Source organism: Pseudomonas sp. Tri1, from assembly GCF_017968885.1.
GTDB lineage: Bacteria > Pseudomonadota > Gammaproteobacteria > Pseudomonadales > Pseudomonadaceae > Aquipseudomonas.
In genome coordinates, this window is the sequence record NZ_CP072913.1 from 296,541 (window position 1) to 322,616 (window position 26,076).

The following is a 26,076-nucleotide window of genomic DNA, read 5'->3' on the forward strand; positions in this document are numbered from 1 at the left end:
GTCCGTCATTGTGCGAGCATCGCTCGCTCCTGCAAGTGTGTAGCGGTTATTCATGAAAACCCCCGTGTGGTTCCCCCAGAGTTTCTTCTCTCGCACCCTCTGGCTGGTGCTGATCGTCGTGCTCTTCTCCAAGGCGTTGACCCTGGTCTATCTGCTGATGAACGAAGACGTGCTGGTGGATCGGCAGTACAGCCACGGCGTTGCCTTGACCCTGCGGGCCTATTGGGCTGCCGACGAAACCAACCGAGCGAAAATCGCTGAAGCGGCGACCTTGATCCGGGTGGTCGGTGCCGGTGTGCCGGAGGGCGAGCAACACTGGCCTTACAGCGAGATTTATCAACGACAGATGCAGGCCGAACTCGGCGCCGACACCGAGGTGCGACTGCGTATGCACTCGCCGCCGGCGCTGTGGGTGCGTGCCCCGAGCCTGGGGGATGGCTGGCTGAAAGTGCCGCTGTACCCTCATCCATTGCGCGGCCAGAAAATCTGGAACGTGCTCGGCTGGTTCCTGGCCATCGGCCTGCTGTCGACGGCTTCGGCGTGGATCTTCGTCAGCCAGCTCAACCAACCGCTCAAGCGCCTGGTCTACGCTGCCCGCCAACTGGGCCAGGGCCGTAGCGTGCGGCTGCCCATCAGCGACACGCCGAGCGAGATGACCGAGGTCTACCGTGCCTTCAATCAGATGGCCGAAGACGTCGAACAGGCCGGGCGCGAGCGCGAACTGATGCTCGCTGGTGTCTCCCACGACCTGCGCACTCCGCTGACCCGGCTACGGCTGTCGCTGGAGTTGATGGGCGAGCACACTGACCTGACCGATGAAATGGTCCGTGACATCGAAGACATGGACGCGATTCTCGATCAGTTCCTGGCGTTCATTCGCGACGGTCGTGACGAGTCGGTGGAAGAGGTGGACCTCAGCGAACTGGTGCGCGAAGTGGTCGCGCCCTATAACCAGGGCGAAGAAAAGGTGCACCTGCGCCTGGAGCCGATTCAACCGTTCCCGCTGCGCCGGGTGTCGATGAAGCGTCTGCTGAACAACCTGATTGGCAATGCCCTGAACCATGCTGGCACTGGCGTCGAGGTGGCGGCCTACGTCTCCGGCGACACCAGCGCGCCCTATGTGGTGTTGAGCGTCATGGACCGTGGCGCCGGCATCGATCCTTCGGAGTTGGAAGCCATTTTCAACCCTTTCACCCGAGGCGACCGTGCCCGGGGCGGGAAGGGTACGGGGCTTGGCCTGGCCATCGTCAAGCGCATCGCCTCGATGCATGGCGGCAACGTCGAGCTGCGCAACCGCGTCGGCGGTGGGCTGGAAGCGCGAGTGCGCTTGCCGTTGGGGTTGATGCTGCCTCGGGATGCGGTGTAGCCATCTCTCTCAAGTAAGACAGAGAACCTGTGGGAGCGAGCTTGCTCGCGATAGCGGTGTATCAGTCAAGATCAACTTTGCTGATCCACCGCCATCGTCGGATCGCCGCCCGGAGCAAGCTCGCTCCCACAGGGTTTTGTGTCGGGTTAACCCTTGCCTTTTGTCCGAGTCATGTTCGGCCCGCCATTCTTTTCCAAGTGCTCGATGATGATCCCCGCCACATTCTTGCTGGTGGTGGTCTCGATCCCTTCCAGGCCCGGCGAAGAGTTGACTTCCATCACCAGTGGCCCGTGATTGGAGCGCAGGATGTCCACGCCGGCCACGGCCAGGCCCATGACTTTTGCGGCGCGCAGAGCGGTCATGCGTTCTTCTGGGGTGATCTTGATCAGGCTGGCACTGCCGCCGCGATGCAGGTTGGAGCGAAACTCACCCGGCTTGGCCTGGCGTTTCATCGAGGCGATCACCTTGTCGCCGACTACGAAGCAACGAATGTCCGCGCCGCCGGCTTCCTTGATGTATTCCTGGACCATGATGTTCTGTTTCAGGCCCATGAAGGCCTCGATCACCGACTCCGCCGCTGTCGCGGTTTCACACAGCACGACGCCGATGCCTTGAGTGCCTTCCAGCACCTTGATCACCAGTGGCGCGCCATTGACCATTGCGATCAGGTCGGGAATGTCGTCGGGTGAGTGGGCAAAACCGGTTACCGGCAAGCCAATCCCGCGCCGCGACAGCAATTGCAGCGAGCGCAGTTTGTCCCGGGATCGGGCAATGGCTACGGATTCGTTGAGGGGAAAAACGCCCATCATTTCGAACTGACGCAACACCGCGCAGCCATAGAACGTCACTGATGCGCCGATGCGCGGGATCACTGCATCGAACCCTTCCAGTGGCTTGCCACGATAGTGGATCTGCGGCTTGTGGCTGGCAATGTTCATATAGGCGCGCAGGGTATCGATCACCACCATTTCATGGCCACGTTCGGTGCCGGCTTCAACCAGGCGACGAGTGGAATACAGACGCGGGTTACGCGACAGCACAGCGATCTTCATGCAACACCTGTGGCAGAGGTAGTGGACACCGGGAACACCGGCTTGTCTTGAACGTATTTGATGCCCGGATTGACCACCAACTGGCCGTCGATCAAGGCTTTGGAACCCAATAGGAGGCGATAGCGCATGGATTTGCGGCAGGCCAGCGTGAACTCGACCCGCCAGATCCGATCACCCAATGCCAGCGTGGTGCTGATCACGTAGCGGACCTGGGCGTGGCCATTGGAGCTTTTTATCGTTTTACGTGCCACCAGCGGGGCTTCGCAGCGACGATGGCGCAACTGCACCACCGTGCCCAGGTGCGCGGTGAAACGCACCCATTTTTCACCGTCGCGCTCGAACGGCTCGATGTCGGTGGCGTGCAGGCTGGAGGTGCTGGCACCGGTGTCGATTTTTGCCCGTAGGCCCGCGACTCCCAGATCCGGGAGCGCCACCCACTCGCGCAGACCGACAACGGTCAAATGGTCAAAAGTCTTCAATAAAAACAACCTGCGATCAGTACATCGGATCGTTGAACCCGCGAATCGCGGTATTCACGCAGAATAATCACAAAATGGCGACAGTTATCTACTCACCTGTTTCCGCGCGTAACTTTCCACACGGCTCGGGCCGGTGAAGCCGGCTTGGCGGGCATTCTATCTGTCGTGCCGGATTCGTGTGTCCGACAAAAACGGTAGTACAGTTCTGATTATTGGCAGAAAGAGGAATTGCAGTGGCACAAAAACAGGAAGAGGACGACAAGGTCCGTCTCGATAAGTGGTTGTGGGCAGCGCGATTCTATAAGACGCGGGCCCTCGCCAAGGCCGCCATCGAAAGCGGCAAGGTCCATCATCGGGGCGAACGCTGCAAACCGGGCAAGGAGCCGCGCATCGGCGACGAATTTGTCATTCGCACCGGGTTCGATGAAAAAACCGTGGTTGTCGAAGCCCTTTCGATCGTGCGCCGCGGCGCGCCTGAAGCGCAGGCGCTGTATCGCGAAACCGCAGCCAGCATCGCCAAGCGCGAAACCGCAGCGGCCCAACGCAAGGCCGGCGCCCTGGGTGTCAGCACCGATGGCAAGCCGAGCAAGAAGCAGCGCCGGGATCTGTTCAGGTTTCATGGCAGTAATAGCGAATAGGCGCGCAGGCCTGGATGCCTGTCAGTCAGGCGATTGTGGCGAGGGTATCTGTCCACAGGGGTGAATCGTGTGGATCTTCCCGTCAGGCAAGCCCAAGCCTTGCTTGGAACCCACCCCGAATGGCCATAAAATGCCCGCCAACAATTGTCATCACCTCAGATACCAGACCCTATGACTGATTTACCGGATACCGACTACACCCAGCGTTTCATCTTCGATGACAGCGACGCCCGCGGCGAGCTGGTGGCGTTGGAGCGTAGTTACGCCGAAGTCCTTGCCAAACACCCCTATCCGGAGCCGGTCGCACAAATGCTCGGTGAGCTGATGGCGGCTGCGGCACTGCTGGTCGGCACCTTGAAGTTCGATGGCTTGCTGATCCTCCAGGCCCGCTCCGATGGCCCGGTGCCGTTGCTGATGATCGAGTGCTCCAGTGAGCGCGAGATCCGTGGCCTGGCCCGCTATGATGCGCAGCAGATCGCGCCCGACGCGACGCTGGCCGACATGATGCCCAACGGCGTGCTGGCCCTGACGGTCGATCCGACCCAAGGCCAGCGCTACCAGGGCATTGTCGATCTCGACGGAGCGACCCTGGCCGATTGCTTCACCAACTACTTCGTCATGTCCCAGCAGACCAACACCCGCTTCTGGCTCTATGCCGACGGGCGGCGCGCTCGCGGTCTGCTGCTGCAACAATTGCCTGCCGACCGCCTTCGCGACCCGGAAGAGCGTGACGCCAGCTGGCAGCACATCACCGCTCTGGCCGGCACCTTGAGCGCCGATGAACTGTTGAGCCTGGACAATGAAACCGTGCTGCATCGCCTCTACCACGAAGAGACGGTGCGCCTGTTCGATGGCCAGCCGTTGCGCTTCCAATGCAGTTGCTCCCGTGAACGTTCCGGCAATGCGCTTGTCAGTCTGGGTCTGGAAGATGCGCAGCAACTGGTGATCGAGCATGGCGGTGCCATCGAGGTCGATTGCCAGTTTTGCAATGAGCGCTACCTGTTTGACGCGGCGGATATTGCTCAATTGTTCGCCGGTGCGGGTGTCGACACACCGTCAGATACTCGTCACTAAAACGGTTCAGCGCAGGTAAATCTCCTGGCAAACGCCGGATTTACGCCGTACTGACGGGAGGGCCCTACTTTTTTTGGGCTTTTCTGGCATAATCCGGCCCACTTTTTTCGGGTAGTAGTGCGCGACTTCCTACTACAAAACGTTTGGAGCACTCGGCCACGGGCCGACGGGGAACCTCATGACGCAAGCCAATAACGCCGTGTACATCGATCTGAGTGTCGATGATCTGGTTAAAGAAGCCCTGAGTCGCGGTGAAGGCGAGCTTGCCGATACTGGCGCGCTGGTTGTCCGTACCGGTCATCGTACCGGTCGCTCGCCGGTTGACCGTTTCATCGTAGAAGAGCCGACCACCCAGGACGCCATCGCCTGGGGCCCGATCAACCGCAAGTTCCCGGCCGACAAGTTCGATGCCCTGTGGAACCGCGTGGAAGCCTACCTGGGTGAGCGCGAGCGTTTCGTCTCCCACGTGCATGTAGGGTCCGATCCTGCGCACTACCTGCCGGTCAAGATGACCACCGAGACTGCCTGGCACAACCTGTTCGGCCGTTGCCTGTTCATCAACCCCGAGCAGTACAACGCCGGCGGCAAGGATGAATGGCAGATCCTCAACGCGCCGAATTTCGTCTGCGAGCCTGAGCGCGACGGCACCAACTCCGACGGCACCGTGATCATCAACTTTGCGGCCAAGAAAGTGCTGATCGCCGGCATGCGTTACGCCGGTGAAATGAAGAAAGCCCTGTTCTCCGTCCAGAACTTCTTGCTGCCAGCCGTTGACGTGTTGCCGATGCACTGCGCTGCCAACATGGGCGAAGAGGGCGACGTGACCCTGTTCTTCGGCCTGTCGGGTACTGGCAAGACCACCCTGTCCGCCGATGAAAGCCGCTACCTGATCGGCGACGACGAGCACGGCTGGGGCGTGGGCGTGGTCTTCAACATCGAAGGCGGTTGCTATGCCAAGTGCATCGACCTGTCCGAGAAGAACGAGCCGGTGATCTGGAAAGCCATCCAGCACGGCGCCGTACTGGAAAACGTCGTCCTGGATCCGGTCACCAAGAAAGCCGACTACGCCGACGACAGCCTGACCCAGAACAGCCGCGCCGCTTACCCGCGTGAGTTGATCGAAAAACGCGCGCCGAAAAACCTCGGTGGCGAGCCCAATGCGGTGATCTTCCTGACCTGCGACCTGACCGGCGTACTGCCGCCAGTGTCGATTCTCAGCGAAGAGCAAGCCGCCTACCACTTCCTGTCCGGCTACACCGCACTGGTGGGCTCGACCGAAATGGGTTCGGGCAGCGGCATCAAGTCGACATTCTCCACTTGCTTCGGCGCCCCGTTCTTCCCGCGCCCTGCCGGTGAATACGCGGAACTGCTGATCAAGCGTATCCGTGGCTTCGGCTCCAAGGTCTACCTGGTCAACACTGGCTGGACCGGTGGCGGCTATGGCGTCGGCAAGCGCTTCAACATCCCGACCACCCGTGCGGTGATCGCGGCGATCCAGAGCGGCGCGCTGATCGGTGCGCAAACCGAACACCTGGACATCATCAACCTGGACGTGCCATTGGCTGTTCCAGGTGTCGAGACTGGCTTGTTGAACCCACGCAACACCTGGGCCGACAAAGCGGCATACGACGAAGCGGCCAAGGCTTTGGCCGGCTTGTTCACCGAGAACTTCAAGAAGTTCGACGTGAGCGATGCAATCAAGGCCGCTGGTCCGCAGCTGTAAGGCTCGGTTAGCGAATAAAAAACCGCCTTTTGTGGGCGGTTTTTTATTGGGTGGTTATTTGTATGAAAGACGAAACGCGGACGCCATATTGTCCTGTTCGCGCCTTGAGAGTCCCAATGCCTCTGCCAGGGTGGACCATTGGCTAACGGTCTCTTGGAACTGCGCAACGATGTCCTGTGCATCTGCTTGGCTGACCCGGAAATACTCGGCTACTTCTAGCGCGAGTTCCAAGTCCAGGGCATTGTCCGCGTCGGTAATGTTGAGTTTCAGTCCATCGGCGTGTGGCACCGGGTTCATGTCGTAGGCAGCGGACAGGCGCCATCCTCGGCCAGGATCCAGGATAAATCCGTGGTTGCGCAGATGATCGTCGGTGTTGGAAACCAGGATGTTGAACACGATTCGAGACCATAGCTCACGCAAATCCGCCTTGGCTTCGGAGCCATGTTTGATCAGGACCTCTGCCAGCTCTAGATAACTGGCACCTGTTGACGCATCGTCGCCGTCCACGCGGTCGGTCATGGTCATTGCTGAGGCAAAGTGCAACCGGCCACCTCTCTCTGTGCGATCGAAGCGCTTGACCATGAAGCAGTGATGATCGCTCGCGTAGCGTCGAGCGAGAGCGCTGGCGACTCGTAAGCCACAATGATTGGCCAGGGCATTCACCACTATTTCCCAGCCGCCAACATCATAGTCATCGCGAGTGCTTGGGAACTTGGCTATCCATAAGTGCCCGTGTTCATCTGCCACACTGGCCTTCGGCCTGGCGCCCCCGAGTGAGCCACCTGGCGCGATCAGCATTTTCAGCCACTCTCGGCCATTGGGTGACGTGTTGTCCGGATCGCTTTCCAGAGCCCGGCTCGCTTGTTCCAAAGCGCGCAGCTCAATAAAAGGAGGCGCTGCCACCCCATCGCGGTCATCGAGAAAGTTGCCTTCATCGTTCAGCTTGTATCGGATCGCCCCGACTCGATAGAGGTCGTGCACCCCTAAAAGGTAGTCGGACTCGTACAGCCTGCTGTCTTTGGGCAGCAATCCGTCCCGAATGTCTCGCTCCAGTCGCCGTTTCATCAGCAGTTGTCCCCAGCGATCAGGGCTCGAGTCGGCGAACACGCCAAAGCGGGTCTGGTGCTGGCCAGGAAACTGACGACCCTCAAAGAGTCTGATGCGAGGGTCCAGGGATGTGAAACTCAGCTCCGGATCGAACAGCGCGGCTGCGTCGTACTCAAACTCGAACACATTAGTGGAGCGAGCTCGCCTCGCATGCAGGAAACCAAGGCGTCTTGGACCGCCCAATGATTCCCAGTCGGCATACACAGCAATCAACGTCATTGTTCACCCGTCGAAGATTTGGGATTTTTTTTCTGGGTCAACAGATTGGAAAGAGAGTGGGTGTTGAAAGGAAAGTCAGCAGAAGCATCAGGAGTTTGACTGTTGCTCTCAATCACGTCCGTGTTTTTGTCCTGGGTTGCAGGAGAGGGGGTGGGCCTGCGGACTCGAGAGCCTTTGTTGGTCACTGTGTTTGTTGAGGGAAGCAGTTGGGCATCCTGCAGTTGCCTGCCGATTTCATCGGTCGCTGCGAGTTTGTTCAAATCTCTCTCCAGTCCCAGCACCTGCATGACCGACAGATAGGCGCCGATGGTGACCCCAGCTCCACCTGACTCCAGAGAACGCAAGGTGGTCAGGGACATGCCTGATCTCTCGGCGACTTGCTTGGCCGTCAGTTTGCGCCGTAGCCGGGCAAGCTTCAGCCGCTCGCCGAATTCGGCCAGTAGCTTGGATGCGGCGGGCAAGAGCGGCGCTGTCTTCTTAGCCATGTGGCAATATTCCTTCATTTTTTAGCATCTACTGCCAGAATATTAGCACTTAGGTTGATGGCTTGCTGCGCTGACGTGGCGAAAGGAAAGGTGATTCTTGCGATATGACCTAATGACCTAAAACGTGAAAACTGCCATTATTCCAGCTGAAATAAATCCAAACAGCCAGAATAATGCCACTTAAGACGCCTCGATCAACTAGGCCTCTTCCACTTCCCGCGTATCCCATCGTTGTGCCTTGATGGCCTTGTAGAGCATGCCGATGGTCAGCGGCATCTTGTTCCCACGGCCTTTGGCCCTGCGCTTTTGAAACACATCAAATCCTTCCGGTTGAAAGTAGCGGTAGGCGTCGTAGTCGATGAGGTCGATGGCGAACCGCTCCTCCAATGCTTCCATCAGATGTCGAGCGTCCGCGCCATCGCAGCCAAGATCGAGATTGATCGCCGTGTCCAGGCGAATGGTCTTGCGCTCCGGCAGGCCGATTTCTTCGTGAAGCAGTTCCATGAGCTGGCGCATGGCATGGTCGTCGGGGAAGTCGGGCGCGAGGTGCATGGTGAAATGTCCGGAGTAAAAGGGGGGCTGTAGCGGTGGGAAGTCTAGGGTGAAAGCGTTGTTCATTGGAAAAAGCAAAGATATCACCCAACTCCCAAAGGCGTTCTGCGGGCTTTTCCTGACCTTGTTCGTGCTCGATCAAAAACTGCCACTATGGAAAAAGTACAACAAACGCGGAAAACATCTAGGCGAGTTCAATCAAGGACTGGATCTTTATTTAACGTCTTACGACTGACCTCAACATTCAGCTCCGACCCTCAACGCAACCGCTGCCGCACTACCTCCAACAGCTCGCTACCATCCTGAGTCAACAGATAAAGCGCATGGACAATGCTGGGGATGTCTTTCACATCAGCGTGCTTGAAGCATAAGCAGTGAAGCGTTTCGAGCAGGTCGCTGGAGGCGCGGATGCGTTGGGCGGCGGCGTCGCAAAGGTCGTGGAGGTCGGCTTCGGTGTCGATGGCCAGGATCGGTGTGCTGTTGAGCCGCTGGTATCGGTCGGTGGACGGATTCTCTGTGTGCATTTGAGCCTCTTCAGTACGATTTTTCGAATCGCACCGCGGACTATAAAGAGCTCTTTCCAGGCGCCGCAATATGGTCTGGAGGGACAGGTTATGTAGGGCATTTACCGATGTCTGACGCGTGGATAAATGATCTCTCTTGGATGTTGTTACCTATCCCCATTCTCCGAGCAACTATCAGGTGGGTCCTACAAGTACGCGGTAAAGGCTGCTTCAGAAACGGTAGGTCACTTCCCATAATTGAGTAGTAGATGGCAGCTTATTAGGCTGCCACGAAATCCTGCACATGAACCATCAGTCAGTCATTTGCCCAGGAGCGCGTCGTGAGGCTGCCTCAAGGTCCATCAGCCCTCTGCCGTAGGCTTCGCTATTCGCGTAGATACCCGTGCGGTTGGTTGTCGCCAGTAGGTGTTCACGCACTTGCTGCGGGCTGAATTGTGGGTAAAGGCTTTGCAGTGCCGCCAGTGCACCACTGACCAAGGCTGCGGCGGGGGAGGTGCCGGCGGTTTGCACGTAATTGCCATCCTTGCCTACCGTAAGCAGGCCTGCCTGGGCACCGCCATCGCCGCCGGGAACGGCAATGCACCAGGCGGCTGCTATGCCGCAATAGTTGGATTTTCCATTGATGGCACTGCCGTCGTTTTTCAATGCAACCACAGCGATCCAGCCTTTCTCCAATTCAGGCATTGCCGCTGGCAATCCAGGTTCGGCCAAGGGCTCGCGTCTGAGTTCGTTGCCGGTGGGGAAGATAAACACCGCGCCATCCGACACCAGTTTTCGAGCAACGGCCAAGGCGTTGGGCATCACCTGGTTGTAACGCGCCTCGTTGATTTCGGTGGCGGGGATGGCGTTGGCCCATGAGTTGTTGAGCAGGCGCGCGCCCTTGTCGAAAGCGCTTTGCCAGGAGTTGGCGATTTCGCTGTCGAAGAAAAACGGCTCGTTGTCGTCACCAAAACGAAAGGGGAGCAACCGCGCGTTGAACGCGATGCCATGCATGCCCTGATCGTCCTTGTTGGCGGCGAGTATGCCGGCCATTTGCGTGCCATGGCCGACACGGTCCAGCGTTCCCGGGCGGTTTTCGACGTAGTCGAATCCGGGGTCACCCAGCCTGCCTTCGAACTCCTTCAGATTGGCGTTGAGCCCAGAATCGATCAGCGCCACGGTCACGTCCTGCCCAGTGCCGCCACGCGCGTATAACGCCGACGCCTTGACGACGGCCAAGCCTTGCTGGGCGTGGTACTCCGGGGTTTCGAACGAGGCTGCTTCAATGTCGGGTTGTTCAGGCACGGTCAAACAACCGGCCAATAGAGAGGCTGACGTTATCGTCAGGGCGAGTAGTACGGAAAATGGGTGTGGCATGGTTCGTTCCTTGAACAAAGTATTAGGCCCCGGCTTCCTAAGCCTCGGTGTAACGCATGAATCGACGGCGCACCTTACCTGGCAAACGAAGTGGGAACGAGGCATCAAAGTGCCTGGATTTGTATCACCTCATGGCAAAGCCAAAGGGGGCTGAGGCTGTATCATCCGGTAGCGTTTTTTACCCCGACCTTTTCTCGACTCGCTGCGCTGCCCCGCTAGGCTTTGGGCTGCGCAGCAGTCAAAGGAGCGACCGCACATGCACAGCACCCTGGAACAGGTTTTCGGTTATCCACAGTTTCGTCCCGGCCAGGAAGCGGCCATCGGCGCCGTATTGGCCGGTCGGTCGGCGGCGGCCATTTTTCCCACCGGGTCCGGCAAGTCCCTGTGCTATCAATTACCGGCTTTGCTATTGCCGCACCTGACCCTGGTGGTCTCGCCACTGCTGGCGCTGATGCAGGACCAGTTGGCGTTTCTGCAGCGCCACGGCATCGCGTCGGCCAGTATCGATTCGGCCCAGAGCAGTGACGAAGTCAACGATGCCATGGCCCGAGCCCGTTCGGGCGAGTTGAAGATCCTGATGATTTCGGTGGAGCGGCTGAAGAACGAGCGCTTTCGCAATTTCCTGCAGCAGGTGCAGATCTCGCTGCTGGTGGTGGACGAAGCTCACTGTATCTCCGAATGGGGGCATAACTTCCGACCCGACTACCTCAAGCTTCCCGATTATCAACATCAGTTCAACATCCCCCAGGTGTTGCTGCTGACGGCCACCGCGACTCCCAAGGTCATCGCCGACATGCAGGCGAAGTTCGCCATCGCCGCCGCCGATGTCGTGACAACCGGTTTCTACCGGCCCAACCTCAATTTGCTGGTCGAGCCGGTGCTGGGTGCGGATAAGCGCGGGCGACTGGTGCAATGGCTGGGTGAGCGTGCTGGGCAACCGAGCATCGTCTACGTCACCCAGCAGAGAACCGCCGAGCAGATTGCCGAGCATCTGGACCGACACGGTATCGAGGCCGAGGCCTATCACGCCGGTTTGCCCCATGAGCAGCGCGAAGCCATCCAGCGACGTTTCATGGGCGGGCAGTCCAATTGCATCGTCGCGACCATTGCCTTTGGCATGGGCATCGACAAGAGCGATATCCGCAACGTGGTGCATTTCGACCTACCCAAGTCCATTGAAAACTACAGTCAGGAGATCGGTCGGGCCGGGCGAGACGGGCAGCCGTCCGATTGCCTGGTATTGGCTAACCGCGACAGCCTCAACGTGCTGGAAAACTTTGTGTATGGCGATACCCCGGAGCTGGAAGGCATTCGTTGCGTACTCGATGAGCTGAAGGTCGCCGCCCCCGATGGGCAATGGGAGTTTTTGTTGGGCCCGCTGGCAGACCAGAGCAATATCCGGCAACTGCCGCTCAAGACGCTGCTGGTCCAGTTGGAGCTGCGTCGGCTGATCGCACCGCGTTATGCCTATTTCGCCGAGTACCGCTTCAAGTTCCTGGCCGAGCCGCACACGCTGCTGGAGCGCTTCGAAGGTGAGCGCCGGGATTTCGTTTCGGCCATCATCCAGACCTCCAGTCGCGCCCGGAGCTGGGCCACGGTGAATTTCGACGGGATGTACCAGCAGTATCACGCCGAGCGTGATCGGGTGGTCAAGGCGCTGGGCTATTTCCAGGAAAAGGGCTGGATCGAGCTGGAAAGCAAGCAGATGACCGAAGTGTACAGCGTGCTGGAGACAGACCTTGATGCGCAGGTCCTGGGGGCCGAGCTATATGCTCATTTCACCCGCCACGAGCGCGCTGAAATCGCGCGCATTCACGCCATGCTTGAGTTGTTCGCCACTGACCGTTGCCTCGGTTATCGCTTGGCGCAGTATTTCGGGGATGAGAATGCGCCCAGGCAGTGCGGTCATTGCTCGGTGTGCCATGGACATGTCACACACCTGCCGGAGCCACCTTCGTTGCCCGCGCTTGTGGATAAAAGCTTCGAGGCATTGAGCGGCGACTTTATCCACAGGCATGAGCAGCATACCGGCAGTGTGCCCTCCGCAGAGCGGCTGACCCGATTTCTGTGCGGGATCAGTGTGCCGCTGTTTACCAAACTGAAAGCGCGGACGATCAGGGGATATGCCGCGCTGGAGGAGTATCCGTACGCTGAAGTGCGCCAGTGGACTCAGGCGCATTTGTGAGCTGCATCCATCCGATGAATGCCCTGCATCACACGAATAAATTTCAAAAATAACCGGCTGCTGACTAAGGTGAAGGCTGTCTTTGGATCGCCAACAAGAGAGCAAACATGAGCCAGACACCCTTCGATATTCAGCGCGCCGCCGTGGTCGGTGCAGGCACCATGGGGCGGGGCATCGTGATGTGCCTGGCCAATGCGGGAGTGACAGTGCAGTGGGTCGACAACAACCCGCAGATGCTCGAACAGGCACTGGTGGCCGTGGCCGAGACCTATGCCCACAACGTGCGCCAAGGGCGAATCGATCAGGGTGAAGCCGACGCCCGGATTGCACGGGTGACGCGGGCAGACGATTACGCGGCGATCCGCAATGTGGACCTGGTGATCGAAGCGGTCTACGAAAACCTGGAGCTCAAGCAAAGAATCTTTCGCGAGTTGGACGGCCTGCTCAAGCCCGAGGCCATCCTGGCGAGCAACACTTCGGCGTTGGACATCGATGCCATCGCCGCCGCCACCCGCCGGCCAACCCAGGTGTTGGGCCTGCATTTCTTCAGCCCAGCACACATCATGAAACTGCTGGAAATCGTTCGCGGCGCGCAAACTTCCAAAGCGGTGCTGGATGCGGCCCTGGTATTGGGCAAGCGCATGGGCAAGGTCAGCGTGGTGTCGGGCAATTGCCATGGCTTTATCGGCAACCGAATGCTCCACCCTTATGTGTTGGAGGCTCGCAAGATGTTGCTGGAGGGGGCATTTCCCCATCAGGTGGATACGGCCTTGCAGGGCTTCGGTTTTGCCATGGGGCCGTTTCGCATGTATGACGTGGTCGGGATCGACCTGGAGTGGCGCGCCCGTGAGCTGGCGGGCAAAGGCCAGGATGCGCCAGAGGTGCAAGTGGATAACCGGTTGTGCGCACTGGGGCGGTTCGGTCAGAAAAGCGGCAACGGCTACTATCATTACGCGACCGGCAGCCGGCAAGCTGAGCATGATGTCGAGGTCGATGCGCTGGTGCAGCAGGTCAGCGAAGCGCTGGGCTTTCAGCGCCGCGAGATCGGGCCTGAGGAAATTCTCGAACGTTGCTTGCTGGCGCTGGTCAACGAAGGCGCGAAGATCCTGCAGGAAGGCATTGCCGAGTCGGCTCACGATATCGACCTGGTCTACCTCAATGGCTACGGGTTTCCTGCAAACAAGGGCGGCCCGATGGCCTGGGCCGACGGGCAGGGGCTCGAAGACATCCACGCACGCCTGCTGGAGCTCGAAACGAAGCAGGGTGACCAATGGAAACCCGCGCGCCTGATCGGCGAGTTGGCCGCGCAGGGTAAGGGCTTCGCGCAGGCCTAGGCTCTCGCCCCATCAAGACCATAGAACGACCGTAAAGGACTTCTGATGCCCCAACGTACCGAATACCCCCACTTGCAACCCATCACCACGCGCTGGCATGACAACGATGTGTACGGTCACGTCAACAACGTCACCTATTACAGCTTTTTCGATACGGCGGTGAACACCTACCTGATCGAGGTCGGTGGCCTGGATATCCATGATGGAGACGTGGTGGGGTTCGTGGTGAGTTCGGCCTGCGACTATTTTGCGTCGATTGCCTTTCCTGACCGGATTGAAATCGGTCTGCGGGTCGCCAAGCTGGGCAGCAGCTCGGTGCAATACGAACTGGCGGTATTCAAGGCCGGGGAGGAGGAGGCTTGTGCCGCGGGGCGCTTTGTCCATGTATTCGTGGAGCGGGCGTCGAATCGACCAGTGGCGATTCCGGACCGGCTACGTGGGGCCCTGGAGCGGTTGGTGGTCTGAAACGAAAAATCGCAGCCTGCGGTCAGGCTCTGGGAAGAGCTGCCGCACGCTGCGATCTTTTAATCGCTGATAGTTAAAACCAGCGATTAGTCGCGATAGCGATGTTTATGCTTGCGATGCCCATAGGCATGGCCGCGACCTGGGTGGCCGTCGCGATAGTAGCGACGATCACCACGGCGACCTTCATAACGGTCGTCGTCATCGTCCTTGCCCATGTAGTTACCCAGCGCGCCACCAGCACCACCGCCGGCTGCTGCACCGATCAGGCTACCCGTGCTGCCGCCCACGCTGCGGCCAACCACGTTACCGCCGGCTGCGCCCAGCGCACCGCCGATCGCGGCTTCACCGCGGCTATGTTTGTCTGCACCAACTGCGCTACCACCCGCGCCGCCCAGGGCTGCGCCGATGGTGGAGCCGGTGTTGCCGCCCAGGGACTGGCCGACGACCGAACCCAAAACCCCGCCCAATGCGCCGCCAACACCTGCTTCGGCAGTGCCGCCAGCAGAAGCGACGCCACTGATCAGGCCAAGGGACAACAAGAGAATGGAGGAGAACTTCATAGAGGAGCCTCAAAGGGATGACGGCGCGATCCTGAGGCTGGCTTCGCTTGGTTACAATCGAAATCCGACGAGTAACACGACTTGTGCACAATTCTCTAAGTTATTGTTTTTTGGGTGGAACTTAAGACAAATTGACCGGTCTGTAGCTACTTCGGACAGGCCGTTTTCTATGGAAAACGGCCTTTTTTGTGGGTGCTAGAAAATACTTTGTGGCGAGGGGATAAATCCCCTCGCCACAGGTCCACCATGATCCAGGCAAGGTCGTGTCAGGCCGACTTGGCCAGGATCAACCCGTTCTCGCTCGCTGCTTCCAGGCGGATCGCCACGAATTTCGACGTTGGCGTGTGACTGCCGTCGCCGGTGCTTTCCAGTGGTACCAAAGGGTTCACTTCAGGGTAGTAGGCGGCAGCCTGCCCCGCTGGAATGTCGAACGCCAGCAGGGTAAAGCCTTTGACCCGCCGCTCGCGGCCGTCATCCCAGAGCGAGACGATGTCGGCCTTCTGGCCCGGCTTGAAGCCCAGGCGAATGATGTCCGCTTCATTGACGAACAACACATCACGTTGGCCCTTCACACCGCGATAGCGGTCATCGAGGCCATAGATAGTGGTGTTGTACTGATCATGGGAGCGCATGGACTGCATGATCAGGTCGGGCAATTGGCCGGTGGCGCGAGTGCGCTCATGCACCAGGTCTGTCGGCAACAGGTTGGGTTTGAAGTTGGCGCGACCCGACGCGGTGGCCCAGCGCCGCGCACCGGCGCTGTTGCCTAGGTAGAAACCGCCGGGGTTCTGGAGCTTTTCGTTGAAGTCCTTGAAGCCTGGGACCGTGTCGGCGATCAGGTCGCGGATGCGGCTGTAGTCGGCCACCAGCCAGTTCCAGTCCACCGGGCGACTGCCCAGCGTGGCGGCGGCGATGCCGGCGATGATCCATGGCTCGGAGCGCATCTGGTTGGACAGCGGTTGCAACTGGCCCATGGAGGCGTGGACCATGCTGAAGGAGTCTTCGACGGTCACCGCTTGCGCGCCTTCGGTTTGCAAGTCGATGTCGGTACGCCCCAGGCACGGCAGGATCAGTGCCTCCTTACCGTGGGCCAGGTGGCTACGGTTGAGCTTGGTGCTGATCTGCACGGTCAGGTCGCAATTGGCCAGGGCCTGGAAGGTCCGCTGGCTGTCTGGTGTGGCTTGGGCGAAGTTGCCGCCCAGGCCAATGAAGACCTTCGCCTGGCCGTCGGCCATGGCGTGGATCGCCTCGACCACGTTGTGGCCGTTCTCGCGTGGCACCTTGAACTGGAAGCGTCGTTCCAGCGCATCGAGAAACACCGCCGGCGGGCGCTCGTTGATGCCCATGGTCCGGTCGCCCTGCACGTTGCTGTGGCCACGTACCGGGCACAGGCCTGCGCCTGGGCGGCCGATGTTGCCGCGCAGCATCATCAGGTTGGCGATTTCCTGGATGGTCGCCACTGAATGGCGATGCTGGGTGATGCCCATCGCCCAACACATGATCACGTTCTTGCTTTTGGCGTACATGCGCGCCGCTTGCTCGATCTCGACCAGGGGCAGCCCCGATTGCTCGACGATCTGCTCCCAAGGGGTGTCGTCGACCACGGCCAGGTAATCCAGCACATTGGTGCTGTGTTCGTTGAGGAACGCGTGGTCGAAGACTGCCGCAGCGCCGGTGTTCTGCGCTTCACGTTCCCATTGCAGCAGGAACTTCGCCATGCCACGCAATATCGCCATGTCGCCACCCAAGGCCGGGCGGAAATACGCGGTGTTGGTTGGTTTATCACCGTTGGTGAGCATTTCGAGCGGGTGCTGCGGGTGCTGGAAACGCTCCAGGCCACGCTCCTTGAGCGGGTTGATGCACACCACCTGGGCGCCGCGCTTGACCGCCTCGCGCAGCGGTTCGAGCATCCGGGGATGGTTGGTGCCAGGGTTCTGGCCCCAGACGAAAATCGCGTCGGCGTGTTCGAAGTCGTCGAAGGTCACCGTGCCCTTGCCCACGCCAACGCTCTGGGACAGCGCGACGCCACTGGCTTCGTGGCACATGTTCGAGCAGTCGGGGAAGTTGTTGGTGCCGTAGGCGCGCACGAACAGTTGATACAGGTAGGCGGCTTCGTTGCTGGCCCGGCCCGAGGTGTAGAACTCGGCCTGGTTCGGGCTGGAGAGCCCCTGCAGGTGCTTGCCGATCAAGGCAAACGCCGCTTCCCAACTGATGGGTTTGTAGCGGTCGGTTTCGGCGTCGTAGCTCATCGGTTCGGTCAGGCGACCTTGGTATTCGAGCCAATAGTCGCTCTGCTCCAGCAGCGAGGTCACGCTATGTTTGGCGAAAAACGCACCATCGACGCGGCGCTTGGTCGCTTCCCAGTTCACTGCCTTGGCGCCGTTCTCGCAGAACTTGACCATGCCGCTTTCCGGCGAGTCACCCCAGGCGCAGCCTGGGCAGTCGAAGCCACCGTTCTGGTTGGTCTTGAGCATCATGCGGATGTTTTTCAGCGCATTGTCGCTGGTCAGCCAGGCCTGGGCGACGCTGATCAGTGCGCCCCAACCACCGGCCGGGCCCTTGTAGGGCTTGTAGCGCGGTACGGGTTTCTGGTCGGCTTGTTGATGATTGCTCACGCTTGATTCTCCATCGCAGGGCTGTAGACCCGCGGCGCACTTTTTTGCGGCAGGTGGATGAGATTGAGGTTGTGTTGGCGGGCCCACTGCACGGCAAGGCCCGTGGGCGAGGACAGGCTGACGAGGGTTTGGATACCGGCGCGCAACACTTTCTGGATCAGCTCGAGACTGCAGCGACTGGTGACGATCGCCGCGCCACCGGCCACCGGGATCTGTTGCCGGATCAGCGCGCCGATCAGCTTGTCGAGGGCGTTGTGCCGGCCAATGTCTTCGCGGCCCAACAGCAATTCGCCCTGGGCGTCCATGAACAATGCCGCGTGTACCGCGCCGCAGTGCTGGCCCAGCGGTTGGAATTGGCCGATGCGTTGGCGCAGGCCATCGAGCCATTGCGCCGGTGGCAGCGGTGCGCCGGGTAGCACCTTGAGATCTGGCAGCGCCTGCTCCACCGCTTCCACCCCACAGAGCCCACAGCCGCTGGTGCCGGCCAACTGTCGGCGTTGCTGCTTGAGGTTCCAGAAGGCGCGGTTGGCGATGGTCACCTGGGCATAGTGCGCAGAACCTGCGCCGCTCAGTTGCAGGTCATAGATGTCCGATGAGTCTTCGATGATGCCGCTGCCGAGGCTGAAGCCGACGATGAAGTCTTCAAGGTCTGTGGGCGTGACCAACATGACGGCCTGGCTGATGCCGTTATAGGCAATCGCCAGCGCCACTTCCTCGGCCAGCGCGGTGCTGTCCGATTGGGAGCGGTCCAGATTGCAGTAGCGATAGCTCTGGCTGGCGGCCGGCGCGGATGTTTCCACTGCAGGCGCTGGACAGACCGGAGGCTTGTCGTTCATAGGCATCACTGAAAGTAGGAATAGTGTTAAGACTAAATGCGGCAATCTGCCACGTCTAATCGCTATTACTGATCTCTCAATAGATGACGTCGATCAAGATACTGTCGCTGATTTCTGATAAAGGGCAAAACAAGCCTCCGCCAAGGCCGAGCGCGGGGCGCCGCGCCGCATGATCAGCCCCAGCGGGACTAACGTCTGCGCGCTTTCGATGGGCTGGATGCGCAGGTCTTCGGTCAGGACATTCAGACCGCTGTCCAGAGGCATCACCGCACAGCACAAGCCGCCGTGCACGGCTTGTAGCAACTGGTGCACCGCGTCGGTTTGCAACAACGGTTGAGGTGTGAGCCCCCTGCTGTGGAAGTTGTGGTCGATGGATTGACGAAAATGCATGCCGCTGGTGAGCATGCCCAGGGGCAGTTCGATCAGCGCTTCCCAGCTCAGTGGTTGTTCACCGAAAAAGAAAAAACGCTGGTCGTAAAGCAGGCCCATGCGCGTGTGGCTGAAAGGCAGGGCCTCGAAACGCTCGTTGTCCAGGCGTTCTAGGTAGGAAATGCCCAGGTCGATACGGTTGTTCGCCAATTGTTCGAGGATGTGCTCGGAGCTCAAGGACGACAGTTCAAAACGCAGGCGAGGGTGCTCGGTGTGCAAGCGTTGCATCATCGACAGCGGGTCGAAGTCCGACAAGGGCACCACGCCCAGGCGCAGCGTACCCACCAGGTTGCCACGACAGGCCGCCGCTTCGGCCTGCAGACCGTCATAAGCCGCCAATACTGTGCGCGCCCAGGCTAGCACCCGTTCCCCCGGCGCGGTAAAGCCTTCAAAGCGTTGGCCACGGTTGACCAGCGGCAGGTCGAGTTCCTCCTCAAGGCTACGCAGGCGCATCGACAGGGTCGGCTGGGTAATATGGCAGCGTGCGGCGGCCTGGCCGAAGTGACGGGTTTCGTCGAGCGCGATGAGAAATTTCAGCTGCTTGATGTCCATCTTCGCTCCAAGGCGCGGGAAGGTTCGGATTCTAGCGCTTGCGCGCGGCGGGGTCATTGGTCGGTCGGGAACCGGCTACACCCGGCCTGGTCTAGTCTTTTGCGTCAGGACATTTAACCCAAGGAGCGTGCACCATGAGTCTTTTTAGCTTTGTGAAGGAAGCAGGCGAAAAAATTATCGACCTGCTAACCCCGGCAACGCCAATGCCAGTGAGCAGTTGAAGGAACACATCAGTAAGGTGGGCCTGGGTAATCCGAATGTTCAAGCGACCATCGAGGGCGATAAGGTCACCGTTACCGGTGAAGTTGCAAGCCAGGAGGAGAAGGAGAAAATCCTGCTGGCGGTGGGCAACATTGCAGGCGTAGGCAGTGTTGACGATCAGATTACGGTGACCGGTCCGGTGGCAAAGGCCGCGCGTTTCGTGACTGTGAAGAAGGGCGATACACTCAGCGCCATCTCCAAGGCCGAGTATGGCGACGCGAACAAGTACAACAAGATTTTCGAAGCCAACAAGCCGATGCTGTCGCACCCGGACAAGATCTATCCAGGACAGGTGTTGCGTATCCCTGAGTAAACCTCAGGCCCCGAGTCGTGTTCATCGCGAGCCTGCTCGCGATGAACACGACGCGGTTTCAAAGCCCGGCAATCAAAGCCCGGTAATCCCCCAACGCTTCAAACTCCCCCGTGTCCTTCGGCCCTTTGCGGCTGTCCGGCTCGCTGACCGCCAGCAGGTGGGCCACGCCGAATTCCCGGGCGCTGCGCAACACCGGCAAAGTGTCGTCGATAAACAGGCTGCGGGCCGGGTCGAAGTTCAGGTCAGCTTGCAGCGCATCCCAGAATTGCCGATTCTCCTTGGGGAAGCCGTAGTCGTGGGAGCTGATCAAACGGTCGAAGTAGGGGGCCAGTTCGATGCGTTCCAGCTTCAGCGACAGCGAATCGCGGTGGGCGTTGGTGATCATCACCACGCGTTTACCGGCCCGCTGGATCGCCGCCAGGAAGGTGTCTGCGTCGGGGCGCAAGGCAATCAGGTGCGCGGTCTCCAGCTTCAGTTCGCGCACCGGCAGCTTCAGTTCGGTGCTCCAGAAATCCAGGCAATACCATTGCAACTGGCCGGCGTTGCGTTCGAACAACGGTTGCAACTCCATCTCGGCCATCGCCCGGCTCACACCGTGCAGTTCGGCGTAGCGCTGGGGCAGGTGTTCCATCCAGAAATGGTTGTCGTAATGCAGGTCCAGCAAGGTGCCGTCCATGTCCAGCAGAACCGTATCGATCTCATGCCAGGGCAGCGAGGCCATAAAACTTCTCCAGCGGTAATCGGATATCCGACACAAACAATCAGAATAGGCCGGGTATAGTAGCCCGCTATCGCCCAGGGAGCCGTTCATGCGCCAGAAACCCACCATACTCGATCGCCGGATCGTTGCCACCAGCCGCCTGTTTTGTGTGGAAGAACTGAAACTGCGTTTTTCCAACGGTGTGGAGCGCACTTATGAACGTCTGGCGAGCAAGGGCGCAGGTTACGGCGCGGTGATGATCGTAGCGATGCTCGATGCCGACCACGCGGTGCTGGTGGAGGAGTATTGCGGAGGCACCGACGCCTACGAACTGTCCCTGCCCAAGGGCTTGATCGAGCCGGGTGAAGATGTGTTGGCGGCGGCCGAGCGGGAGCTCAAGGAGGAGGCCGGTTTTGGCGCACGTCAGTTGGAACACCTGACCGAGCTGTCGCTGTCCCCCGGTTATATGAGCCAGAAAATCCAAGTGGTGCTGGCGACTGATCTGTATGAGGAGCGGCTGGAGGGCGACGAGCCCGAGCCGATGGGGGTGGACAAGGTCAATCTGCGCGAGTTGTCTGGCCTGGCGCAAAACCCTCAATTCACCGAGGGTCGCGCCCTGGCGGCACTGTATCTGGCCCGTGACCTGCTGACTCAGCGCGGAGTGTTCCTGCCATGAATTTCCCCCATTCGCTGATGGCCCCTGTGGTCGAACTGGCGCTCAAGGCTGGCGAGGCGATCCTGCCGTTCTGGCGCGCCAATGTGCAGGTCAACCACAAGGCCGATGAGTCGCCGGTGACTGCAGCAGACATGGCGGCTCACGATGTGATTGTCGCCGGGCTGACGGCGCTGGCGCCGGACATTCCGATCCTCTCCGAAGAGGACGCCAATATTGCGCAAAGCGTACGTGCCGGTTGGCAGCGTTGGTGGCTGGTGGACCCGTTGGACGGGACCAAGGAGTTCATTTCCGGCAGTGAGGAGTTCACGGTCAACATTGCATTGGTCGAGCAAGGCCGGGTGGTGTTTGGCGTGGTGTCGATGCCCACCAACGGTCGCTTCTACGTTGGCGGCGCGGGGCTGGGTGCCTGGCGCGCCGACCAGGGTAGTGAGCCTTTGCCTATTGCGGTGCGTAATGTACTGGCGCCGGGAGAAACCTTCACTGTGGTCGCCAGCCGCCGCCATACCAGTCCGGAGCAGGAACGTCTTCTGGGCGGCCTGAGCGAGAGCCTGGGCGAATTGCAACTGACCAGTATCGGCAGTTCGTTGAAGTTTTGCCTGGTAGCCGAAGGGGCGGCCGACTGTTACCCACGGTTGGCGCCGACGTCCCAGTGGGACACCGCCGCCGCCCAGGGTGTGCTGGAAGGGGCGGGTGGCGAGGTGCTGGATCTCAATGGCGAGCCGTTTTGTTATCCGGCTCGTGAATCGCTGTTGAATACGTCGTTCCTGGCGTTGCCGGCAAAAGTGGTGTGGCGTGCAAAGCTGTTGGAGCTTGCTCGCTCTTGAGCCCGGCTCGCCACAGAGGTTTCGTGGCGTTTCCAAAGTCAGCGGTGCAACACGTACTGCCCCTCAAACTCCACCGCTGGCTCATCGCTCCCGGTATTCAACACCTGGGTCTGCAAGGCCAGCCGCGCCCGTCCGTAGCGCCGGTAGGTGGCCAGGAAACGCTTCCATACCTTCTCCTCTGGTGAGTCGCAGATGACTGTGGCGTCGCGGGTGACCGGCAACGGGTAGCTGATCTGCCCTTCCTGAATCACGATGTGCCCGTCTTCGATGCCTTCTTCACGCAAGGCCAGGTGCAACCAACCCCAGCCCCCCAGCACCGCGCCGCAGTACAGGCTGCCGCCGAACATGGTGCTCTTGTGATTGACGTTGGCCGCAAGCGGCAAGAACAGGCGCAGTTGCCGGGCCTGCCAATCGAGCACCTTGAGGCCCATGTCCCGCGTCAGGGGGATGTCGTGGTGCAGGATCGATTCCAGGTAACGACTGTCGCGGTTCATTGTGGGGCCTTTTGCTTGAAAGGAAATGACAATAACTCAATCGGACTCATCGGTCGGGCCGTGGCTGCTGTCGCCGAAGTTCAGCCCATGCTTGCGCAGTTTGTCGTGCAAGGTCTTGCGCGGGATGCCCAAGGCTTCCGCGAGGCTGCGTACCGAGCTGTGAGGTCGGGCCAGTTCGGCGGCGATCAGGGTCTTCTCGAAGTTTTCCACTTGTTCGCTCAGGCCGCCACTGACCACTTCCACCGGTACGCCGGGGCTGCCGTCCGGCGCGCTGTTGTCCAGGGCCAGTTCCAGGCCCAGGGCGAAGCGTTCGGCAGCGTTCTGCAGTTCTCGCACGTTGCCCGGCCAGGTATGGCGCAGTAGCAGCGCCCGTTGCGCCGGTTGCAACTCATGGGGCGGCAGGCCGTGGCGGGTGCTGGCTTCGTCGGCGAAGTACTGGAACAACATCAACGCATCCTCACCCCGTTCGCGCAATGGCGGTATGCGCAACGGCGCGACGTTCAGGCGGTAATACAGGTCGGCGCGAAAGCGCCCTTGATCGGCGGCCTGGCGCAGGTCTTCCTTGGTGGCGGCGATGACGCGGATGTCCAACGGGATCTGTTGATTGCCCCCCAGTCGTTCCACCACGCGCTCTTGCAGCAGACGCAGCAACTTGACCTGTACATCCAGGCTCATGCTTTCGATTTCATCGAGAAACAGCGTGCCGCCATTGGCGAACTCGAATTTGCCGATGCGGCGTTTCTGCGCACCGGTGAACGCGCCCGGCTCGTGACCGAACAGCTCGCTCTCCACCACCGACTCGGCCAGGGCCCCGGCGTTGATCGCCACGAACGGCCCGTTGCGCCGGCCCGAAAGGTCGTGCAAGGCACGGGCAACCACTTCCTTTCCTGCGCCGGTTTCCCCGAGGATCAGCACGTCGGCGCGGGTCGCCGCCAGGGCCCCGATCTGCTCGCGCAGGCGCAACATTGGCGTCGATTGGCCGACCAGTCGGGCGCTGAGTTCATGACGATCGCTCAGGGCCAGGCGCAGGCTGCGGTTGTCCAGCACCAGTCGGCGCAAGGCCAGGGCCCGGCGCACGCTGTCGAGCAGATGATCGCTGGCGAAGGGTTTTTCCAGGAAGTCATAGGCCCCGGCGCGCATCGCCTGCACGGCCAGCGGCACATCACCGTGGCCGGTGATCAGCAGCACAGGCAGCTCCGGATCCTGGGTGTGGAGTTCGCTCAACAATTCGAGGCCGTCCATGCCGGGCATACGGATATCACTGACCACCACACCCGGCCAGTCACGTGGCAGTTGCCCCGCCAGGCCCTTGGCCTCGGCCAGGGGCAGGATCTTCAGGCCGGCCAGGTCGAGGGTCTGGCTCAAGGCCTGACGCAAGTGGGGATCGTCGTCGATCAGCACCACCTCAATCCGGTTATCGATGGTCATACGCTACGGTCCTCGGACGGTTGCAGGCTCACTCCGGGGGCGCCGGCGCGCAGCTTCAGGGTGATCAGGGCACCGCCTTCCTTATGGTTGGCGAACGACAGTTCGCCGCCGAAGGCGCGCATCAGGGTGTCGCAGATCGCCAGCCCCAGGCCAAGGCCCTGGGTGCGGGTCTTGGTGGTGTAGAAGGGTTCGCCGGCGCGGCCAAGGGCTTCCATGCAAAACCCGGGGCCATTATCGCGGATATACAGGTTGACGCCGGTTTCGGTGGCCTGGGCACTGATCCAGAGTTTGCGCGGCGGGCCTTTCTCTGTGAGGGCATCGAGGGCGTTGGCCAGCAAGTTGCCGAGTACCTGGCGCAAACGGGTTTCCCCGGCCTCGACCCACAGTGTTGCGGCCGGCAGGTCGCGGATCAGCTCCACTTCCATGCTGCGTCGGCGCTTGGCGAGCAGCGCCAAGGCATCGTCCAAGGCCGGTTGCAGGGCAACGCTTTCCGGGGCATGCCGGTCGCGCCGGGCAAAAGCGCGCAAATGGGCGATGATCGAGGCCATGCGCCCGGTCAGTTCGCTGATCAGCTTGAGGTTGCCCCGGGCGTCCTCGGTACGCTGGTGGTCGAGCAGAATCTCGGCGTTTTCCGCATAACTTCGAATCGCCGCCAGCGGCTGGTTGAGTTCGTGGCTGATGCTGGCCGACATGGTGCCCAAGGCTGACAGTTTGCCGGCCTGCACCAGGTCATCCTGGGCGCGAACCAGTTCCTGCTGGGCCTGCTCGCGCTCCAACACTTCCTGCCTCAGGCGCCGATTCAGGCCTTCCAGATCACTGGTACGCTCGGCGACCCGGCCTTCGAGTTCGTGGCGAGCCTTGGCTTCGAAGGCGATCCGATCCAGGTAATGGCGCCTGCGCTGCATCATCAACCCGAGCAACAGCATCAACACCAGCAACGCCGCGCCGCCGATGGCCACCACGGTGCGCACCGGCCGGTCGATCAGCGTACGGGGGGCGAGGATGCTCACGCTCCAGCCAGTTTCTTCGATGGACTGGGTCTGGGTCAGCCAGGCGTTGGCATCCAGGTTCAACGGCTTGGGGTCGCGGGTCGGATAGGGTTGTACGGCACTGATGGCCTTTCCTTCTTCGTCACTCAAGGGGCGGGTCGCGCGGAATCGCCATTCCTGCCGTGAAGTGAGAATGACCACGCCGTTGTGATCGGTCACCAGCAGCTGCTCCGGGGTTTTGCCCCACAGGCTTTCGGTGTGGTCCAGGTCAACCTTGACCACCAGTACGCCGATGACTTTTTCCCGGTCGCGCACGGCGGCGGCGAAGAAATAGCCACGTTTGGCCGATGTAGTGCCCAGGCCGAAAAAGCGCCCCAGGCGTCCGGCCATGGCTTCTATGTAGTACGGTCGGAAGGCGAAATTGCGCCCGACGAAACTGTCGTGCTTGTCCCAGTTCGACGCGGCCAGGGTCTTGCCGGTGGCGTCCATCAAGTACATGACTTCGGCGCCGGTCTGGGCGCTTATGTTTTTCAGCAGCCGGTTGGCGTTGCCTTGGATGATGCCATCGTCCGGTGTCGACAGCGCCGCGCGCAAGGCCGGTAGCTCGCCGAGAATCTGCGGCAGTACTTCATAACGGTGCAACGTACCCAGCAGGTTGGCGACGTAGAGGTCCAGAGTCTGGCGATTCTGCCCGGCCAGTTCGCTACGGTAGTAACGCTCGGCGAGGTGCTCCAGCGGCCACAGCAATGGCGCCAGGCATAGCGCAAGCAAGGCCAGGCTGCGCCAACGGGGTCTGCGGGGAAGAGTGGAGTTCATGAGCATCAGGCGCCTGTGGGGACA

Annotated in this window: 25 protein-coding genes and 1 pseudogene; 11 read left to right on the forward strand and 15 right to left on the reverse strand. The window is 60.4% G+C overall.

The genetic code is table 11. From position 1 onward, the window contains the following. Positions 1-52 precede the first annotated feature (52 nt). Positions 53-1,366 (forward strand): ATP-binding protein, encoded by a 1,314-nt coding sequence (locus tag J9870_RS01280; RefSeq protein ID WP_210642355.1) that lies wholly within the window; start codon positions 53-55, stop codon positions 1,364-1,366. A gap of 146 nt (positions 1,367-1,512) precedes the next feature. On the opposite strand, the gene rimK is transcribed toward J9870_RS01280, so the two are convergent. After that, positions 1,513-2,418, reverse strand: a complete 906-nt coding sequence (gene rimK, locus J9870_RS01285; RefSeq protein WP_003196697.1) for a 30S ribosomal protein S6--L-glutamate ligase — start codon at positions 2,416-2,418, stop codon at positions 1,513-1,515. After that, complete coding sequence (locus J9870_RS01290) at positions 2,415-2,837, reverse strand: ATP-dependent zinc protease (protein WP_230682611.1); 423 nt, start codon at positions 2,835-2,837, stop codon at positions 2,415-2,417. Before J9870_RS01290 ends, rimK begins: the two co-directional genes overlap by 4 nt. Positions 2,838-3,130: 293 nt before the next feature. On the opposite strand from J9870_RS01290, the gene J9870_RS01295 reads away from it, so the two are divergent. The 3 genes from J9870_RS01295 (at position 3,131) to J9870_RS01305 (ending at position 6,332) form a co-directional block, all read left to right on the forward strand. Further along, complete coding sequence (locus tag J9870_RS01295) at positions 3,131-3,535, forward strand: S4 domain-containing protein (RefSeq protein ID WP_210642356.1); 405 nt, start codon at positions 3,131-3,133, stop codon at positions 3,533-3,535. 171 nt (positions 3,536-3,706) lie between these two features. Then, a complete protein-coding gene (hslO, locus tag J9870_RS01300) occupies positions 3,707-4,609 on the forward strand; it encodes an Hsp33 family molecular chaperone HslO (protein ID WP_210642357.1) in 903 nt (300 codons plus the stop codon). Between the two features lie 178 nt (positions 4,610-4,787). Next, entirely contained in the window at positions 4,788-6,332 is a 1,545-nt protein-coding gene (locus tag J9870_RS01305; RefSeq protein ID WP_210642358.1) for a phosphoenolpyruvate carboxykinase, read from the forward strand. Between the two features lie 54 nt (positions 6,333-6,386). On the opposite strand, the gene J9870_RS01310 is transcribed toward J9870_RS01305, so the two are convergent. The 3 genes from J9870_RS01310 to J9870_RS01320 form a co-directional block, all read right to left on the reverse strand. Further along, positions 6,387-7,658, reverse strand: a complete 1,272-nt coding sequence (locus J9870_RS01310) for a HipA domain-containing protein (protein ID WP_210642359.1) — start codon at positions 7,656-7,658, stop codon at positions 6,387-6,389. Then, positions 7,655-8,143 (reverse strand): helix-turn-helix transcriptional regulator, encoded by a 489-nt coding sequence (locus J9870_RS01315; RefSeq protein ID WP_210642360.1) that lies wholly within the window; start codon positions 8,141-8,143, stop codon positions 7,655-7,657. The genes J9870_RS01310 and J9870_RS01315 overlap by 4 nt, the downstream gene beginning before the upstream one ends. A gap of 198 nt (positions 8,144-8,341) precedes the next feature. Then, positions 8,342-8,695, reverse strand: coding sequence for a DUF1493 family protein (locus J9870_RS01320; protein ID WP_210642361.1), 354 nt, complete (start codon positions 8,693-8,695; stop codon positions 8,342-8,344). 49 nt (positions 8,696-8,744) lie between these two features. Between J9870_RS01320 and J9870_RS01325 the strand changes: the two genes are divergently transcribed. Next, positions 8,745-8,930, forward strand: coding sequence for a hypothetical protein (locus J9870_RS01325; RefSeq protein WP_210645476.1), 186 nt, complete (start codon positions 8,745-8,747; stop codon positions 8,928-8,930). 22 nt (positions 8,931-8,952) lie between these two features. On the opposite strand, the gene J9870_RS01330 is transcribed toward J9870_RS01325, so the two are convergent. After that, positions 8,953-9,219 (reverse strand): hypothetical protein, encoded by a 267-nt coding sequence (locus J9870_RS01330; RefSeq protein WP_210642362.1) that lies wholly within the window; start codon positions 9,217-9,219, stop codon positions 8,953-8,955. 291 nt (positions 9,220-9,510) lie between these two features. After that, entirely contained in the window at positions 9,511-10,575 is a 1,065-nt protein-coding gene (locus tag J9870_RS01335) for a S8 family peptidase (RefSeq protein ID WP_210642363.1), read from the reverse strand. Positions 10,576-10,831: 256 nt separating this feature from the next. On the opposite strand from J9870_RS01335, the gene J9870_RS01340 reads away from it, so the two are divergent. The 3 genes from J9870_RS01340 (at position 10,832) to J9870_RS01350 (ending at position 14,559) form a co-directional block, all read left to right on the forward strand. After that, the gene (locus J9870_RS01340; protein ID WP_210642364.1) at positions 10,832-12,760 is read left to right on the forward strand and encodes an ATP-dependent DNA helicase RecQ; all 1,929 of its coding nucleotides are present in this window, start codon (positions 10,832-10,834) and stop codon (positions 12,758-12,760) included. Positions 12,761-12,867: 107 nt separating this feature from the next. Continuing rightward, positions 12,868-14,094 (forward strand): 3-hydroxyacyl-CoA dehydrogenase, encoded by a 1,227-nt coding sequence (locus J9870_RS01345; RefSeq protein ID WP_210642365.1) that lies wholly within the window; start codon positions 12,868-12,870, stop codon positions 14,092-14,094. 45 nt (positions 14,095-14,139) lie between these two features. Beyond that, complete coding sequence (locus J9870_RS01350) at positions 14,140-14,559, forward strand: thioesterase family protein (RefSeq protein ID WP_210642366.1); 420 nt, start codon at positions 14,140-14,142, stop codon at positions 14,557-14,559. Between the two features lie 86 nt (positions 14,560-14,645). Here the strand turns inward: J9870_RS01350 and J9870_RS01355 are convergent, their stop codons facing one another. From J9870_RS01355 to J9870_RS01370, 4 genes are all read right to left on the reverse strand, one after another. After that, complete coding sequence (locus tag J9870_RS01355; RefSeq protein WP_210642367.1) at positions 14,646-15,119, reverse strand: glycine zipper domain-containing protein; 474 nt, start codon at positions 15,117-15,119, stop codon at positions 14,646-14,648. Positions 15,120-15,385: 266 nt separating this feature from the next. Further along, positions 15,386-17,734 carry an FdhF/YdeP family oxidoreductase gene (locus J9870_RS01360; RefSeq protein WP_210642368.1) on the reverse strand — a complete coding sequence of 783 codons (2,349 nt, stop codon included), beginning with the start codon at positions 17,732-17,734 and terminating at the stop codon, positions 15,386-15,388. Then, positions 17,731-18,570, reverse strand: coding sequence for a formate dehydrogenase accessory sulfurtransferase FdhD (gene fdhD / locus J9870_RS01365; protein WP_210642369.1), 840 nt, complete (start codon positions 18,568-18,570; stop codon positions 17,731-17,733). Before fdhD ends, J9870_RS01360 begins: the two co-directional genes overlap by 4 nt. A gap of 93 nt (positions 18,571-18,663) precedes the next feature. After that, positions 18,664-19,551, reverse strand: a complete 888-nt coding sequence (locus J9870_RS01370; RefSeq protein ID WP_210642370.1) for a LysR family transcriptional regulator — start codon at positions 19,549-19,551, stop codon at positions 18,664-18,666. A 134-nt stretch (positions 19,552-19,685) separates the two neighbouring features. Here J9870_RS01370 and lysM point away from each other — a divergent pair. Next, a pseudogene (gene lysM / locus J9870_RS01375) lies at positions 19,686-20,125 on the forward strand (peptidoglycan-binding protein LysM). Between the two features lie 58 nt (positions 20,126-20,183). Here the strand turns inward: lysM and yrfG are convergent. After that, on the reverse strand, positions 20,184-20,846 hold the full coding sequence (gene yrfG, locus J9870_RS01380; protein ID WP_210642371.1) for a GMP/IMP nucleotidase: 663 nt from the start codon (positions 20,844-20,846) through the stop codon (positions 20,184-20,186). Between the two features lie 88 nt (positions 20,847-20,934). Between yrfG and nudE the strand changes: the two genes are divergently transcribed. Further along, on the forward strand, positions 20,935-21,501 hold the full coding sequence (gene nudE / locus J9870_RS01385; RefSeq protein ID WP_210642372.1) for an ADP compounds hydrolase NudE: 567 nt from the start codon (positions 20,935-20,937) through the stop codon (positions 21,499-21,501). Continuing rightward, positions 21,498-22,325 carry a 3'(2'),5'-bisphosphate nucleotidase CysQ gene (gene cysQ / locus J9870_RS01390; RefSeq protein ID WP_210642373.1) on the forward strand — a complete coding sequence of 276 codons (828 nt, stop codon included), beginning with the start codon at positions 21,498-21,500 and terminating at the stop codon, positions 22,323-22,325. The genes nudE and cysQ overlap by 4 nt, the downstream gene beginning before the upstream one ends. Positions 22,326-22,363: 38 nt before the next feature. Here cysQ and J9870_RS01395 read toward each other — a convergent pair whose 3' ends face one another. The 3 genes from J9870_RS01395 to J9870_RS01405 are packed head-to-tail and all read right to left on the reverse strand — an operon-like array spanning position 22,364 to position 26,052. Then, positions 22,364-22,819, reverse strand: a complete 456-nt coding sequence (locus tag J9870_RS01395) for a thioesterase domain-containing protein (protein ID WP_210642374.1) — start codon at positions 22,817-22,819, stop codon at positions 22,364-22,366. 36 nt (positions 22,820-22,855) lie between these two features. Then, on the reverse strand, positions 22,856-24,247 hold the full coding sequence (locus tag J9870_RS01400; RefSeq protein ID WP_210642375.1) for a sigma-54 dependent transcriptional regulator: 1,392 nt from the start codon (positions 24,245-24,247) through the stop codon (positions 22,856-22,858). After that, positions 24,244-26,052, reverse strand: a complete 1,809-nt coding sequence (locus tag J9870_RS01405; RefSeq protein ID WP_210642376.1) for an ATP-binding protein — start codon at positions 26,050-26,052, stop codon at positions 24,244-24,246. The genes J9870_RS01400 and J9870_RS01405 overlap by 4 nt, the downstream gene beginning before the upstream one ends. Positions 26,053-26,076 lie beyond the last annotated feature (24 nt).

Coding starts and splice junctions, on each gene's coding strand:
- J9870_RS01280 (WP_210642355.1), top strand. CDS start 53: ATGAAAACCCCCGTGTGGTTCCCCCAGAGTTTCTTCTCTCGCACCCTC.
- rimK (WP_003196697.1), bottom strand. CDS start 2,418: ATGAAGATCGCTGTGCTGTCGCGTAACCCGCGTCTGTATTCCACTCGT.
- hslO (WP_210642357.1), top strand. CDS start 3,707: ATGACTGATTTACCGGATACCGACTACACCCAGCGTTTCATCTTCGAT.
- J9870_RS01305 (WP_210642358.1), top strand. CDS start 4,788: ATGACGCAAGCCAATAACGCCGTGTACATCGATCTGAGTGTCGATGAT.
- J9870_RS01310 (WP_210642359.1), bottom strand. CDS start 7,658: ATGACGTTGATTGCTGTGTATGCCGACTGGGAATCATTGGGCGGTCCA.
- J9870_RS01315 (WP_210642360.1), bottom strand. CDS start 8,143: ATGGCTAAGAAGACAGCGCCGCTCTTGCCCGCCGCATCCAAGCTACTG.
- J9870_RS01320 (WP_210642361.1), bottom strand. CDS start 8,695: ATGCACCTCGCGCCCGACTTCCCCGACGACCATGCCATGCGCCAGCTC.
- J9870_RS01330 (WP_210642362.1), bottom strand. CDS start 9,219: ATGCACACAGAGAATCCGTCCACCGACCGATACCAGCGGCTCAACAGC.
- J9870_RS01335 (WP_210642363.1), bottom strand. CDS start 10,575: ATGCCACACCCATTTTCCGTACTACTCGCCCTGACGATAACGTCAGCC.
- J9870_RS01340 (WP_210642364.1), top strand. CDS start 10,832: ATGCACAGCACCCTGGAACAGGTTTTCGGTTATCCACAGTTTCGTCCC.
- J9870_RS01345 (WP_210642365.1), top strand. CDS start 12,868: ATGAGCCAGACACCCTTCGATATTCAGCGCGCCGCCGTGGTCGGTGCA.
- J9870_RS01350 (WP_210642366.1), top strand. CDS start 14,140: ATGCCCCAACGTACCGAATACCCCCACTTGCAACCCATCACCACGCGC.
- J9870_RS01355 (WP_210642367.1), bottom strand. CDS start 15,119: ATGAAGTTCTCCTCCATTCTCTTGTTGTCCCTTGGCCTGATCAGTGGC.
- fdhD (WP_210642369.1), bottom strand. CDS start 18,570: ATGAACGACAAGCCTCCGGTCTGTCCAGCGCCTGCAGTGGAAACATCC.
- J9870_RS01370 (WP_210642370.1), bottom strand. CDS start 19,551: ATGGACATCAAGCAGCTGAAATTTCTCATCGCGCTCGACGAAACCCGT.
- yrfG (WP_210642371.1), bottom strand. CDS start 20,846: ATGGCCTCGCTGCCCTGGCATGAGATCGATACGGTTCTGCTGGACATG.
- nudE (WP_210642372.1), top strand. CDS start 20,935: ATGCGCCAGAAACCCACCATACTCGATCGCCGGATCGTTGCCACCAGC.
- cysQ (WP_210642373.1), top strand. CDS start 21,498: ATGAATTTCCCCCATTCGCTGATGGCCCCTGTGGTCGAACTGGCGCTC.
- J9870_RS01395 (WP_210642374.1), bottom strand. CDS start 22,819: ATGAACCGCGACAGTCGTTACCTGGAATCGATCCTGCACCACGACATC.
- J9870_RS01400 (WP_210642375.1), bottom strand. CDS start 24,247: ATGACCATCGATAACCGGATTGAGGTGGTGCTGATCGACGACGATCCC.
- J9870_RS01405 (WP_210642376.1), bottom strand. CDS start 26,052: ATGAACTCCACTCTTCCCCGCAGACCCCGTTGGCGCAGCCTGGCCTTG.